General features: G+C 70.7%; 14 protein-coding genes. 4 read left to right on the top strand and 10 right to left on the bottom strand.

Annotated elements, in window-relative coordinates:
- Window positions 1–69 precede the first annotated feature (69 nt).
- Entirely contained in the window at window positions 70–693 is a 624-nt protein-coding gene (locus tag CHC09_RS15750; RefSeq protein WP_143232357.1) for a hypothetical protein, read from the top strand.
- Here CHC09_RS15750 and CHC09_RS15745 read toward each other — a convergent pair.
- The 7 genes from CHC09_RS15745 to CHC09_RS15715 form a co-directional block, all read right to left on the bottom strand.
- Window positions 667–1560: a helix-turn-helix transcriptional regulator gene (locus CHC09_RS15745; RefSeq protein ID WP_089293850.1), complete on the bottom strand. Its 894-nt coding sequence runs from the start codon at window positions 1558–1560 to the stop codon at window positions 667–669. The two genes, CHC09_RS15750 and CHC09_RS15745, sit on opposite strands and share 27 nt — an antisense overlap.
- A 129-nt stretch (window positions 1561–1689) precedes the next feature.
- Window positions 1690–2085, bottom strand: coding sequence for a hypothetical protein (locus CHC09_RS15740; RefSeq protein WP_089293849.1), 396 nt, complete (start codon window positions 2083–2085; stop codon window positions 1690–1692).
- A gap of 31 nt (window positions 2086–2116) precedes the next feature.
- A complete protein-coding gene (locus CHC09_RS15735; RefSeq protein ID WP_089294182.1) occupies window positions 2117–4126 on the bottom strand; it encodes a hypothetical protein in 2010 nt (669 codons plus the stop codon).
- Window positions 4127–4339: 213 nt separating this feature from the next.
- Window positions 4340–4954 (bottom strand): hypothetical protein, encoded by a 615-nt coding sequence (locus tag CHC09_RS15730; protein ID WP_089293848.1) that lies wholly within the window; start codon window positions 4952–4954, stop codon window positions 4340–4342.
- A gap of 240 nt (window positions 4955–5194) precedes the next feature.
- Window positions 5195–5734 (bottom strand): hypothetical protein, encoded by a 540-nt coding sequence (locus CHC09_RS15725; protein WP_089293847.1) that lies wholly within the window; start codon window positions 5732–5734, stop codon window positions 5195–5197.
- 194 nt (window positions 5735–5928) lie between these two features.
- A complete protein-coding gene (locus tag CHC09_RS15720; RefSeq protein ID WP_089293846.1) occupies window positions 5929–7011 on the bottom strand; it encodes an FAD-dependent monooxygenase in 1083 nt (360 codons plus the stop codon).
- 506 nt (window positions 7012–7517) lie between these two features.
- Complete coding sequence (locus CHC09_RS15715; RefSeq protein ID WP_089293845.1) at window positions 7518–8378, bottom strand: glycosyltransferase; 861 nt, start codon at window positions 8376–8378, stop codon at window positions 7518–7520.
- A gap of 142 nt (window positions 8379–8520) precedes the next feature.
- Between CHC09_RS15715 and CHC09_RS15710 the strand changes: the two genes are divergently transcribed.
- A complete protein-coding gene (locus CHC09_RS15710; protein WP_089293844.1) occupies window positions 8521–9081 on the top strand; it encodes a hypothetical protein in 561 nt (186 codons plus the stop codon).
- Window positions 9082–9098: 17 nt separating this feature from the next.
- Here the strand turns inward: CHC09_RS15710 and CHC09_RS15705 are convergent, their stop codons facing one another.
- The gene (locus CHC09_RS15705; protein WP_089293843.1) at window positions 9099–9710 is read right to left on the bottom strand and encodes a response regulator transcription factor; all 612 of its coding nucleotides are present in this window, start codon (window positions 9708–9710) and stop codon (window positions 9099–9101) included.
- Window positions 9707–10852 (bottom strand): sensor histidine kinase, encoded by a 1146-nt coding sequence (locus CHC09_RS15700; protein ID WP_179277120.1) that lies wholly within the window; start codon window positions 10850–10852, stop codon window positions 9707–9709. The genes CHC09_RS15705 and CHC09_RS15700 overlap by 4 nt, the downstream gene beginning before the upstream one ends.
- 125 nt (window positions 10853–10977) lie before the next feature.
- On the opposite strand from CHC09_RS15700, the gene CHC09_RS15695 reads away from it, so the two are divergent.
- Window positions 10978–11877 carry an ABC transporter ATP-binding protein gene (locus CHC09_RS15695; RefSeq protein WP_179277119.1) on the top strand — a complete coding sequence of 300 codons (900 nt, stop codon included), beginning with the start codon at window positions 10978–10980 and terminating at the stop codon, window positions 11875–11877.
- The gene (locus CHC09_RS15690; RefSeq protein WP_089293840.1) at window positions 11874–12572 is read left to right on the top strand and encodes a hypothetical protein; all 699 of its coding nucleotides are present in this window, start codon (window positions 11874–11876) and stop codon (window positions 12570–12572) included. The genes CHC09_RS15695 and CHC09_RS15690 overlap by 4 nt, the downstream gene beginning before the upstream one ends.
- Window positions 12573–12586: 14 nt before the next feature.
- Here CHC09_RS15690 and CHC09_RS15685 read toward each other — a convergent pair whose 3' ends face one another.
- Complete coding sequence (locus CHC09_RS15685; protein WP_089293839.1) at window positions 12587–13054, bottom strand: DUF1877 family protein; 468 nt, start codon at window positions 13052–13054, stop codon at window positions 12587–12589.
- Window positions 13055–13172 lie beyond the last annotated feature (118 nt).

Genomic DNA, 13172 nt, shown 5'->3' with positions numbered 1-13172 from the left:
GCCACGTCGGTGGTCCGCCGCGCGCGAACCCCGCGGCTGGGCAGGTCCGCGGCCTTAGGCTCTGCGGCTGTGAAGCGAGCAATCATGGTGATGGCGGGGCTGGCGATGGTGGCCCTGGGTGGATGCCGCAACGATGAGCCGGCCGCGGCCGGAGGCCCCGAAGCGGCCGGGGCGGCCGCGGCGGCCGGTGGGACGGAAGCGGCACCGAGCCCGGAGCTGACGGGTTCGGCCGAATTGCGGTGCCTGATCGAGGGCAGCCCGTGGCACGTGTCCAAGCCGGACCTGGAGACCCAGTTGCAGGGCGTGATGCGCGGGATCGATGTGACCGGCGTACACATGACCGGCGATCAGACCCTGACGGTGACGCCGGTGCTCAAGGCGACCTTCACCGACGGCATCACCACGACGATCACGGCGGACCTGGGCGGCGGGATGACCATGAGGGTCACTCAGAAGCACACCGGGACCGCGTCCGGCGGGTGGCAGGTCGACGGGAACACGCTCACCCCGCAGGGCGCGTGGACCGGCGGCATCAAGATTGACAACAAGGTCACGATCAACGGGCGTTCGGCGAACGCGCCGATCGCGGTGCCGGAGAACTCGCTGGGCGACGTCCCGATGACGTACACGTGCGTGGACGGTGTCCTCAATCTGCAGGCGCAGGGATCACCCTTCATCTACCAGTTTCGCTGACCAGGCCATGCCGAGCTCGAAGCGGGTGCCTACGCCGTAGTGGGCCATCGCCTCGGCGATCCTGCGCTCGACGGTGCGCTGCGAGGTGCACTGCGCGGTGGCGATCGCCCGGTCGGACATGCCGAGCGCGAGCAACCGCAGCACGTCGTGGAACTCTGGCTTCGGCGTCCGGTACTCCGCGGCGGCCTGCCAGACCGTCTCGCAGTACGCGGCGGTGAGCGCCCGGACCGCCGGATCGTGGACGATCATGATGCTGGGCGGCGGGTGCTCGCCCCAGGTCAGCGGCAGCGCGCACAGCACCTCGGGGTCGGAGTAGAGCCAGCTCTCCACCCGGCGGGCCAGCCGGACGCGCAGGCCCGCCCGGATCAGCACGTCGACCACGGCCCGGTCCTCGTCGGTGACCACGGCCGCGGCGGGCAGCACGGCGCGGGCGTGCCGCATGCCCTCGGGGTACGGGCCGACGACGTCGGCGAGGCTGGGGGCGATGACGTCGCGCAGGACGTCGAGCGACGGGTAGAGGTTGATCGGGGCGCGCGGCGGGGTCAGCGCGGCGTGCCGGGCCCAGGCCCGCCACTGCTCCTCGTGGCCGTGCACGAGCTCGACGCCGACGGTGGTGCGCGGGTGGTTCTGCCACTCCCGGGTCAGGGCGGGCAGCACCGCGATCAGGCCGGCGGTCGCGCGCGCCTGCCGGGCGAGCACCGCGGCGGGCTCGTCGTAGCTGAGCCGGTCGCCCGTCTGCGCGACGAACCCGGCCCGGATCAGCTCGTCGAGCGGGCCGTCGTCGAGGCCGAGGGCGAGCAGGTCGGCGCGGCGGGCAGGGCGGGCCTGCAGGAGGGAAACCAGCAGGCGCAGGGCCGGTTCGGTCACAGCGTCGGTACTTTAGCCGTTCCCGCCCCGGCGCGCGAGAGTCGCCGCGCGCGGCGACTCTCGCGCAGATCACGCCGGCGCGGCCGGGCGGTCGAGGCTCGCCCCGCGCCTTCGCGCTGCGCCGTCCGGCTACAGGTTGTTGATTCGGGCCAGCAGCTCTGCCTCGGTCAGGTTTTCCAGGACCGCGTCCTGCTTGCGGCCCAGGACTGCCAGCAGCTTTTCCTTCTCAAGCTTCTTGGCCGCCGCTGCCTTCGCCGCCTGGTCCTCCGCGAGGCGGACGGCGATGACGTGCTTGACGACCTCCAACTTGGTCTCCAAGGTTGCCTTGGCCGGATTGGTCTCGGTGGCCACGAACGACTCGGTGTCGATGGCCTTGAGTTCGGCGTTGACGGCCTTGGCCACGTCATCGAGGCTGAAGCCGGACTTGGCGGTCAGCGGAAGCTCCCACAGCTGTTCCGTGGTCAGCAGGCCCTTGGTCGACGGGTAACGGAACTTCTCCCGCGTGGCCTTCTCAAAAACGGTCACGGTGACCTCTCTCGGATTTCTGGGCAGGGAATCAGAACTGGATGCTGATGAGGCGGCGCCGGCCGCCGGTCATGGTCACGTCGGCGACGACAGAGCTGCGGACCGTGGAGCTGAAGCCGAGGCCGGACAGCTGATCCGGGGACGGCTCGCACTTGGTGCGGTCGCCGAGGACCTCGAACACCTTGCGATGCGGTGCCAGGTCGCGGCGGAGGAACTCGTTGTAGATCCCCCGGGTCGGCTGGTCGTTCACGCACCCTTTCAGCATGAAGAAGTAGTGACGGTTGCCGACCTCGCTGTCGTCGAAATAGTTCGGCGAGTACATGATGGTGGACACCGGCACGAACTGTTCGGTGGTGATGCCCCACAGGTCCTTGCCGGCGCTGCCCGGCCGCATGGCCTTACCGGGCCGGAAAGCGGTGATCACCTCGCCGGCGACCGTCATCAGGCCCACCTCGATGGTCTCCTTGTGACCGACCGCCCGCTCGTGGCTGTAATGCTCGATCTTCCCGTTGCTCTCGGTCTCGATCACGAAGCCGACCTCGGTGCTTTCCCGCTTGTTGAACTGGTTCACCTCGATCCGGTAATCGCCGTCGGGGATGGTGCCGGTCCAGGTGACGTTCTCCACCGGTTCGCGTGAGAACGCCCCGCCCGCGTTCATGTCGACGTCCAGCTTGTTGCGCTTGTCCTGGTACCAGATGTGGTCGCCGTTGGGTTCGTACACGTGCAGGTCAAGATCGTCGTGGTTGAACCAGGACAGGCTCACCCGCACCTTGCCGGTGACGTTGCCGCCGGCCCGCTTGACCTTCTCCTTGATCGAGTCGGCGACATTGCCGCCGTAGGACCAGCCGAAATCGTTGTCCCAGGCGAACAGCCGCGGGGAGGCCGGGTGCCGGCCGGTGGTGAGACTGACGAAGTGCGGTTCGTGGCTGTTGGCGACCCACAAGTCGATGCTCGCGGCGCCGGGCAGGATGTCTTTCATGAAGGTGACCACGGGAATCTCCTCCGGCTTCGCGTCACGAAGGCGCGCACCCGCCGACCTGGTGGTGGCCGCCTGCATGAGCAGCCCTTCGATGCCGTCCTTCATCCGCGATTGGGTGTCGTTGTCGACCCACAACACGTTGGTGACCGACACGTCGGACAGCCGGGCGAACCGTCGCTGCAACGACTCCTCGATGCCCAACTCGCCGATGGTCTTCATGGCGGCCTTGACCATGGCCGGGGTGATCAACGCCCTGGGGCGCTGGTAATTCTGCGGTGCCACCTTCGCCTCGAACGACCGGACCGCCTGCTCCAGGTCGACGCCCGCGGAGAGATCCTGGACGAGGGTGCCGATCACCGTGTTGCGGAACCGGGCCGCCGGGTTCATGGCGTTGGCGAACACGAAGGCCCGTCCGTCGGTCGCCTGCGTCCACCGGTTCTGCAGCGACCGGAACTCGGTCACCGCCCGGCGATGCTCCGTGCCCCGGTAGAGGGTGTTGTCGTCGATGAGGTCGACGACGGTGTCCAGAGCGTGCTGGGTCAGCTCGGCCAGGCCACGCTGGAACACCTGCACCGAGGCGTCGAAGGTGCCCCGTGCCGCGCCGACGTCCTTGGTGCGATGCCGCTTCTCCACCTGGCCGTGCAGGTGGTGCCACACCTCGACCTGGCCGTCGCGCAGCGTCCGGGTCGCCCTCGTCCCGTACTGCGCCTCGCTGGACCGAAAAATGCTGGACAACGGCAGCGTGCCGACGAATTCGTCCATTGCGGCGGCTACGACGGAGAAGACCGGGTCGGATGCAGACACCCCGGACCAGACGGTGCGGATCCGTCCGTTGTGGATCTCGACGACGTTACCGAAGTTCTTGATGAACCCGCGGCAGGTCGAGCAGTCGTACTCGGACCGCTCACGGAACCGAGGATTGGTGCCGGCGGGGAAGGAATCGAGAAAGGTGAGCCAGAGTGAATCCCGGTCGAGGCCGTCGCCGACGACGTACAACTCGCCCTTGGACATCGCGGACAGACGTGTAGTTACATCCGCCACGAACTGCTGGAAATCGTCCACCGTGCCATCCTCCTTGATCACCGGAGATCCTATGGAGCGCACGCATTCGGAGAAACGTATTTCCGGCGAAGGCGCGAACCGGAGCGTTCGTGAAATCGGCGTAGCTGTGGTGGAGAGCAGCCACCGAGGTTCGCCGCAGTGCGTCAACGCCTCCCCGCTCAGATCATCCGGCGGAGCCCGGTGCCCCCTGGCGGAGGCACCGGGCAGAGCCGGTCAGGCCACCGCGTATTTCCGGGTACGGCTAAGCGACGTGATCAGCGACTGCTCGACCGGGAACGACTCGCCGAACGCAGTGCCCACCACGCTGGCGGTCCGCCGCCGCGTGACGTAGCGGGCGCCCTCCTCGTCATTCCAGCGTTCCTTCACCACCTCGCCGGTACCGGTCCAGGTGATCTTCACGCTGGTCGTACCCGTGGTCGCCGGGGCGTCCGTGCACGACTCCGGGCGCTCGCCCTCCTCGTCGACCGGCCCGTACGTACACGTCCGCACGGTCTGCGAGTAGGTCACCACCCCGGTGGCCGAGGCGCCCTGCAGCGACATCCTGACTCGTGAGGGCGTCTGGTCGTACGCGTTCCGGAAGATCGTCTCGCACGTCTCCAGACCGGCGGATTCGGTGCAGGAGCGGGACCAGTACTCGACGTCCAACTGGGCCACCCCGTTGACGCGGCCGAGGTCGACGGTCAGGGTCCGACCGGTGTTCGGGTCGTCGAAGCCGACGTGCGCGCTCTCGAAGAGCGTCGAGGCCGGCGCAGCCATCGCGGGTGTGGCGAGGACTGCCGTGACGAGAGCGGCGCCGATCGGCACGCAGACACGGCGGAGCAGGATCATGCGGTCTCCTTTGAGGAGTGAAAAGGAGACCCGAATGCTAATCGCCGGGTACGGCAGGCGCCGCCCCGGAGATCGACGAGTACCACAGTCGTAGCGAGCAGCACCTCGACCGCCCGGCGCGCCGAAGTTCCGCCTCCCGTCATGGTCGCCGCGCACAACAGCCCGGGCACGCCGCTCCCGGCCTGCGCAAGCAGGAGCCGGCCCCGGTCCTGACGCGAGGACCGGGGCCGCGCGGTACGGCTAGACGAAGAACGCCCTGGTGAACGCCGCCCCGTCACCCTGCACGACGGCTTGCACGACGTGGGTCGCGCTCGCGCAGGCCGCGTTCGGCGGGCAGTAGGTGAACGAGTTCACGCCCTGGGCGTTGTAGATCCGCCCCGGGATCTGGCCCGCATTGTCGATCACGCCCGGGGAGCTGAAGTTGAGCCCGCCGGTCAACTGCAGGATTGTCACGATCGTCGGCTGCTGCAGGCGCGTGACCGTGACGATCGCGGGGTCGATGCAGAGGGAGACATCGGTGGACTGGGTGAACAACGGGGTGTTGGTCGGGACATAGGTGACCGTCCAGGCCGGGGCGTACACCCCACAAACCTCCTGCAACCGCGTGGTGGGGCCGGGCAGCCGTTTGACACCCTTCACCGGCACCAGCTTGAACCGCGCGGATGCTTCAGCCGCCGTCAGCTTCGGGGCGCCCGATGCCGCCTGGGCGGGCGCGCCGAGGGCGAGCAGCCCGAATACGGCGGCGACCAGGATGGCGAAGACCTTGAGTTTCTGGAACACAGCGAATCCTTCCGTGCACGATGCCCGGGGTCTGCCGGGGCCGCCGCAATCGACGACCCGACGAGCATCGCCAAGTGCACTGGACCAGCATTGGTGCAGCACTGGCGCCTCGCTGGACATGGATTTCCCAGGAGAACGGCCACACCAGACCACCAAGGCGAGCGATGTGCGGAGGCGCGGCAGGCGGTGAACGGCTAGCCTGCGGCGGCCGCGTCCTCGGGGCGGGTGCGCCGGCTCATCTGCGCGCTTGCCGCAACGGTCTGCTCCGTGGGCTCCCGGCGGATCGCCTCGTACGCGGCGAAGGCCCGGGCGGTGTCCGCCTGCTCGCGGAGGCAGCGCGCCAGGGTCACCGCGTCCTCCAACGCCATCGACGCGCCCTGGGCCGCCGCCGGCGACGCGGCGTGTGCGGCATCACCGGCGAGCACCATCGATCCGCGATGCCAGATCGGCGTGGTGGGTACGTCGTACGAGTCGCCGCCCGTGACCTCGTCGCCGGTGGCACGGATGACGGCGGCGGCCGGCGACGCGTCGTCGGCGAACGCCCGCAATGCCCGCTCGCGCCACTGCGCGGCCGTGCTCGTGGCCTGTTCCGGTCCCGCCTGCGGCCCGGGAATCCGCGCGAACCACCAGGTACGCCCGTCGGGGGCCGCCGTGTAGCCGAAGAACGCCCGGCTACCGAAGATCATGTGGTAGGCGTCCGGGGCGGTGGGTGCCGGCGCGCCGGACGCGTAGCCGTAGACCACCGCCTGGCCGGTGTAGCGCGGGCGCGGGGCATCCGGGTCGATCAGGGTGCGGGTCGCCGAATGGATGCCGTCCGCGCCGACGAGGATGTCGCCGGTAGCGGAACCGCCGTCGGCGAAGGTCGCCCGCACCCCACCACCGGCGAGCATCCCGGCCTGGACCAGCCGCCGTCCGTGCTCGATGCGCACTCCCCGCGACACCGCCTCGTCCTGCAGCGCCCGGTACAGCGTGGACCGCAGCAGGGTGCGCGGCCCCGTGTCGCCCGCGTCGCCGATCCCGCGGGTCTCCAGCAGGCGCCCCCCGGCGTCGTAGATCTGCACACTGGCGGCCGGGTACGACCCGGCGATCACCGGTCGATGCGCGTCGAGGGAGCGCAGCGCCGCCATGCCGTTGCCCATCACGGTGAGGAACGCGCCCGCATCGTCGCCGCCGGCCGGATACGCCTCGTACACGACGGGTTCGAACCCCGCCGCCCGCAACGCGATGGCGGTGGCGCAACCGGCGATGCCACCGCCGATGACGAGAGCCTTGGTCATCCGATTCCTCCCGTGAAATGCCCGGCGCAGCGGCACCCGTGGGGCGCCCCGGCAGCAGACGCTACCCGGGCCGCCGGCGGGTCATGCCCACACGGCTGGTGTCCTACCCGCTCCGAGCACCCGCTTCACCGACACGACCCCGCCCCGGACCTGCCCGCGCGGCCAACTCCGCCAGGGGCGGCGTTAGACAGTTGGCCGACCGTGGACTACTTTGTAGATCGACGCCGTTGCGAGTTCTTCCCCCGTGGAATTCGCAGCGGCGCCTTTCTTTCACCACCCGGTCACCTCCGCCGCGCGCCACCGGTGGCGGTAGAAAGCTTCCCCAGCGCCGCGGGATCAGATCGACCGGATTACACCGCCTTGCTCCGGCGGATCCTGGGCCTAAGCGAACGACGGTTCCCGCCGGCCACGGGTGGACCAGCCGTGTCGCTCGGCGTCTTGCGTTGAAAAGGCGGCCCGGCTGCCTGCTGCGAACGTCCTGATCATGGTACGGATAGGGTGCCGCGTCAGGGCTCTTGCCCGCCGCCTCGACCAGCACCTGGCGGCCGGCTCGCAGCTTGCAGTTGGTCGACCAGAGTCGAGCAGAACCGGTCGTGGCAGACCTCGACCATGACGCGGGCCAGCGCGTCGTTCGCCTGAGACCATTCCGGTGTGCCCGGGAACAACTCGAGCAGCAGGGCGAACGTGTCGACCGCCTGCTGACGCTGCTCGGCCGCAATGCAGTCACGGCCCAGGTCGAGCAGCGTACGGGCGATCTGCTGCCGGTCGGCGGCTGTTCCTTGGGCGGCCAGCTCGTCGAGAGTGAGCTTGCCCAGGGCGATGTTGCGACTGGCGCGGCGGATCCGGTCCGCGTACGTGGCGTGGCCGAGGTGGTGCAGCCGCAGCGTGCTCACGGGTACGGCGCCCTGAACCGGCGCCGAGGAGTCGGGCCCGACCAGCCGCTCGTGCACCCGGCCGGTCCAGGAGACCGAATCCGGCCGGTACAGCCGGGCCTCGAGCTGGGTATGGGGACCGGCGTGGTGCGCGCCGTCGACGTGGACCAGCAGAGCTTCGGCGGTGACTGCGGCCAGCAGCCGCCGCAGCGCGCCGGGGTCGGCCGTCACCCGATGGTCGGCGTCGACGGCGAGGATCCAGGTCGCCGGGCAGCCCTGCCGCGCCTCGTTGCGGGCGGCCGAGAAGTCGTCGTGCCAGCTGCCGTGGGTGACGATGGCGCCATAGAGGGCCGCCACCGCCGGAGTACGGTCGATGGAGCCCGTGTCGTGGACGTGGATCTCATCCACCACGCCTGCGAGCGACTCCAGGCAGGCAGGCAGCATCGCGGCCTCGTCCTTGACGATCAATACCGCAGCCAGCAGGGGCTGGGCCATAAACAACTCTTCGGCAGAACGGGCCGCGGGCTGAGCGGATCGGCCGTCCGGGGGTGCCTGGGTGCCGGTCGAGCTGCTTCCAGCCGGAACCCAACGGCGGCCGACCGGTCAGACGGTTGACGCTCTCGGTGACTCTGGATCCATGACTGAGGTGGTCCTCGCATTTCTCTCGGTGACTGGCGCGTTGGTCGGTGTGATGCTGGGTTCGCTGCTCAACGCGCGGATGCAGCGCGCTTCCTGGGAGCATCAGGAGAGCACGATGTCGATACGGGACCGGCGTGCGACGTACGCCGCCTTCGTCGCCGCCTGCCGGGAATGGCGGGCGACGGTCCTGGGCCCGGAGGTGGCGATCCTCCCGGCGTCCTCGGTCTCCCGTCAACCGCACGCGGACGGCGGCCAGGCACGCGTCCAGGTCGTCCGGTACCGAGCCGAGATCGGCCTGATCGCACACACCACGGCGACGCTGCAGGCCGCGGCCGCTCTCATGCTCGCGGTGGGACGATTGTCCGAGGCGAGGGCCGGTCACGAGGTCGGCGAGGTTCCCGAACCCTTCATCGAGGCCTGCCGGGACGCGGAACGCGAGTTCAACCGGGTCGCTCGTGCGGAACTACGCAGCCCCGAGATCCATCTGCGGACTCCCACCGGTCTCCCGCCGGAGGCCGGGCCCGAGGGAGCGCGGGAGGCACCGCCGCGGCCCTCCTGACGCGGTGCTGCGGTGGATCAGATCCAGCCCTGTTGCCAGGCGCTTCGCGCGGCGGCGTATCGGGTGGGCGCGTGCAGTTTCGCCATCGCGGTGGACAGGTAGTTGCGGACCGTCCCCGGCGCGAGGTGGACGGCCTCGGCGATCTGCGCGATCGTCGCGCCGTGGCGGGCGGCGCGCAGGACCTCGAGCTCACGGGCGGTCAGCGGGCACGGGAGCTCGGTGAGCGCGGCCGCGGCGATGTCGGCGTCCACGTGTCGCCGGCCGCCGTGCACCTCGCGGATGATGACCGCCAGTCGCGTCACGGGTGTCGTCTTGGGTACGAATCCGCGGACGCCCGCCGCGAGCGCGCGTCGCAGGACGCCCGGCCGGGCGTGCCGGGTCACCATCACAACCGGGATGCCGAGCGCGCCGTGGATCTCCGCGGCCGCCGTGAGGCCGTCGCCGGGCGGCATCTCGAGGTCGAGCAGCGCGATGTCGGGTCGCGCCGACGACGCCGCCGCGATCGCCTCGGCACCGCTGGCCGCCTCGGCGACGACGGTGAGGTCCGCTTCCAGCTCGAGCAGCGCCGCCAGGGCGCCGCGCACGAGCGTCTCGTCGTCGGCGAGCAGCACCCGGATGGGCCCGCTCATGCCGTGGTGTCCTGCAGGCGGGCGGTGACCTGGAAATGGTCCGGTTCGCGCCGCCAGGTGAGGCTGCCTCCGGCGGTGGCGATACGGCCTGCCAGGTTGTCGAGACCGCCCCGGTCTCCCGTCGCGGACGGCTGCAGCGGCGCGTCGTTGACGACTGTGAGCGTCACGCCGGTCCCCCGGTCGGCCGTCAGCGTGATCGTCGCCCGGGTGGCGGTGCTGTGCCGCAACATGTTCGTCGTGGCCTCGCGGACGACGAGTGCGAGCAGTCGTTCCTGGCGTACCGGCGCAGCGGCGATCTGGTCGGCATGGCACGCGATGCCGGCCGCCGTGAGGACGCCGACCGCGTTGGCGATCTCCGTGGCGAGCGCTACCGGGCGCAGGCCGCGGGCGACGTCGCGGGAATCGCGCAGGGCGTCGCGGGCCAGCGCCTCGACCTCGCGCATCTCGGCGACGGCCCGGTCCGGATCCGTCGCGGCGAGACGGGCCGCCAGCTCACTCTTGAGCACGATCACCTGCAGGCTGTGGCCCTGGATGTCGTGCAGTTCGGCGGCGAACCGGTCGCGCTCGGCGCCGACCGCGGCAGCGGCCGCGTCGCGGCGTGCCCGCTCGGCCATCTCCCAGATCCACATCTGCGCCAGGGTCGCCGCCACACAGCACGCGAAGGCGACCGCGCCGGTGATCCCCCGCCACCAGTCCGCGGTGGTGGCCGCGGTCGCCACCGCGACCACGCCCGCACCGACCAGCGTCGCGGGCACACGGGGCACCGGGACGACGGCCAGCGCGGCGGCGGCCGCCAACGCGGGCGGGGTGACCCAGGGCCACAGGTCGCCGCCACCAGCCTGACCGGCGATGCACGCGGCGAGCGAGGCCGCCCCGGCCGGCGCGAGCACCGGCCCGATCCACCGGTAGCGGGCTGGCCGATAGACCGCCACGAGAAAGGCGCCCGCCGCGGCCACCGCGGTCAGCGACATGCCCACGCTCGCGGTCCATGCCGCGAGCGGGGACTCGGGCAGGTCGGCCAGGCACAGCCCGGCGACGATGGCGCAGACGGCGACGAGCGACACGCCGGTCAGGTGCCGCAACGCGAGCCGGCCCGCAGCACGTGGGGCGGTCACGATGGCATCCGATCCGGCGGCGGTCACCGGCACATGATGCCCGGCTCCCGGCACCGCGAGCGAGCCGGCTACCAGGATCGATGACAGATGTCATCACGACTCGTGCAGCACGGCACTGCCGCCACCACGCTGCGGCCCGGACCCTTTCCGGCATGGACGACATCGCCATCGCGGCGCACGACCTGCGCTGCCGATACGGAGACTTCGAAGCGGTCGGTGGGGTCGGTCTCGCGGTACGCCGCGGTGAGCTGCTCTGCCTGGCCGGCACGAACGGCGCCGGTAAGACGACCATCGTGGACACGCTGTGCGGGCATCGCCGGCCGGTCGGTGGCCGCGCCCGGCTGCTGGGCCTGGACCCGGCTCGGCATCGTCACCGCCTCGCGGCGCGCGTCGGTGTCGTACCGCAGGATCCCGGCTTCGCCGGCGGCCTCACCACCGAGGAGACGTACGCGCTGTGGACCCGCCTGCGCGGGCACCGGCCCCATCGGGGCTTGGCGGAGGCCGGTCTCGCCCACCGCCGCCGGGTCCCGGTACGCCAGCTCTCCGGCGGCGAACGGCGCCGGCTCGATCTGGCGATCGCGCTGGCCGGTCATCCGCCGGTCCTGCTGCTCGACGAGCCCACTGCCGGGCTCGACCTGGAGGCCCGCGAGCGCGCGTGGACGCTGATCCGCGAGCGCCGGGCGGCGGGCGCCGCGGTGTTGCTCACCACCCACGCCGTGGAGGAGGCGGAGACGCTGGCCGACCGCTACGTCGTCGTACACGGGGGTGCGGTTGCCGCGGCCGGCACCGCCGCGGAGATCACCGCGGGTCTCGCGCATCGCATCACCACGGTCGTTCCGGCCCGCCTGCGCCGGCTCGAGCCGCCCCGCCTCCGCGGGCAGGCGACGTGGCGTGAGCTGCCCGGCGGGCAGGCGGAGCTGGTGGTGACGACGCCCGAGCCCGGCGCCGATACGGCCGCGCTACGCGGCTGGAGTCCCGTGCCGCTCGATCGGCTCGCCGTCACCCCGCCGTCGATCGGCGACGTCCTGCGCCGGCTGGCGGGATCGTCATGATCGGCCGTCTGATGTCCCTGGTGTGGGCGGAACTCACCCTGCTGCGCCGCAGCCCTCTCGCGGTCGTCAACGCGCTGCTGCTCCCACTGGCGCTCGGCGTCGGCTGGCTGCTGCTCGCCGAGAACACCGGCAAGGGCACCGACGGCGACACCACCGCCATGCAGCTGCTGATGCTGCTGTCCTTCACGCCGTACGCAGGTGTCACCACCGCGCTCGCCGCGCGCCGCGCCGACCTGGTCCTCAAGCGCATGCGTACCACCGCGCTGCCCCCGCTCGCCGTGATCTCCGGTCTGGCCGCGCCGTACGCCGTGCTCACGGCCGGGCAGATCGCCGTCCTGACGGCGCTGCACCCACCACCGCGGTGGTGGCCGCTGCTGGTCACCGCCGTGACGGGCACCGTGCTCGCCGTGGCGCTGGCCTTCGCCACCGCGGCCTTCACACCGGTGCCCGAGCTCGCCCAGCTGACCACCACACCGGGCGTGCTCGCGTTCTTCGGCGGCGGCATGTGGCTGTTGCACACCGGCGACGCCTCGTGGCCGATGCGAGCGGTGCCGGGCGTCCCGGTGGCCGAGCTGGCCCGAGCCGCATGGCAGGACGGCACGCCGATCTGGCCCGCGCTGAGCGCCACGGCAGTTCTGACCACCGCCGCCGTGGCCCTCGCGGTGCGGGCGTTTCGCTGGGAGCCACGGCGATGAGCGGTCGATTCAGGTCATGCCGCCCAAAAAACCGTGCATTCACCTGCGTCCGCGGCATCGCGGAACAGCTGCACCATTTCCTCGTACAGAAGTTCGACTCGGTCGCGAATATCCGGCCTGTCCCATTGCTTGTTCCCGTACAGCGGCGCTTCCCCCGCCGCGCGCAGATGGATCGCGAGATCCGAGAACGGCCTGGCGTCAAGAAATTCGCTGACCTGCCGGGCCTCCTCGACAGCGAGGAGACACGAATCGCCATCGGGCCCGCCCCAGGCCCGTTCTACGCTGGGATAAAGTCGACCACTGCGCATCGGGTTGATCGGAACGCCTCCCGCATCGAGGAGGAACCGCAGTACGTCCCAGTACCGGTCCAGGTCGATTTGCGTTTCATGGTCGCTGAGCACCGCATACGGTTGCGCATCTGGAGCCCGCAATTGTTCCAGCAGTTCCGGAGACACGCGGGCAAGTGAGCCGAGAATGCTCATGAAATCTCCTTGTACCGGCGTGTAGCTCGGTCGAGCTACACGCAAGTGTCCACCGTGCGGTGACGTTTTTCGCCGTGCCGATCCGTAATTTTCTTCGCAGCCGCGGCGGCCTGCCGCG

This window comes from Actinoplanes regularis (assembly GCF_900188005.1).
Classification (GTDB): domain Bacteria; phylum Actinomycetota; class Actinomycetes; order Mycobacteriales; family Micromonosporaceae; genus Actinoplanes; species Actinoplanes regularis.
The sequence above is the reverse complement of the archived record's forward strand: the minus strand, read 5'-3'. Positions and strand labels throughout refer to the sequence as shown.

Coding starts and splice junctions, on each gene's coding strand:
- CHC09_RS15730 (WP_089293848.1), bottom strand. CDS start 4,954: ATGATCCTGCTCCGCCGTGTCTGCGTGCCGATCGGCGCCGCTCTCGTC.
- CHC09_RS15720 (WP_089293846.1), bottom strand. CDS start 7,011: ATGACCAAGGCTCTCGTCATCGGCGGTGGCATCGCCGGTTGCGCCACC.
- CHC09_RS15715 (WP_089293845.1), bottom strand. CDS start 8,378: ATGGCCCAGCCCCTGCTGGCTGCGGTATTGATCGTCAAGGACGAGGCC.
- CHC09_RS15710 (WP_089293844.1), top strand. CDS start 8,521: ATGACTGAGGTGGTCCTCGCATTTCTCTCGGTGACTGGCGCGTTGGTC.
- CHC09_RS15705 (WP_089293843.1), bottom strand. CDS start 9,710: ATGAGCGGGCCCATCCGGGTGCTGCTCGCCGACGACGAGACGCTCGTG.
- CHC09_RS15695 (WP_179277119.1), top strand. CDS start 10,978: ATGGACGACATCGCCATCGCGGCGCACGACCTGCGCTGCCGATACGGA.
- CHC09_RS15690 (WP_089293840.1), top strand. CDS start 11,874: ATGATCGGCCGTCTGATGTCCCTGGTGTGGGCGGAACTCACCCTGCTG.
- CHC09_RS15685 (WP_089293839.1), bottom strand. CDS start 13,054: ATGAGCATTCTCGGCTCACTTGCCCGCGTGTCTCCGGAACTGCTGGAA.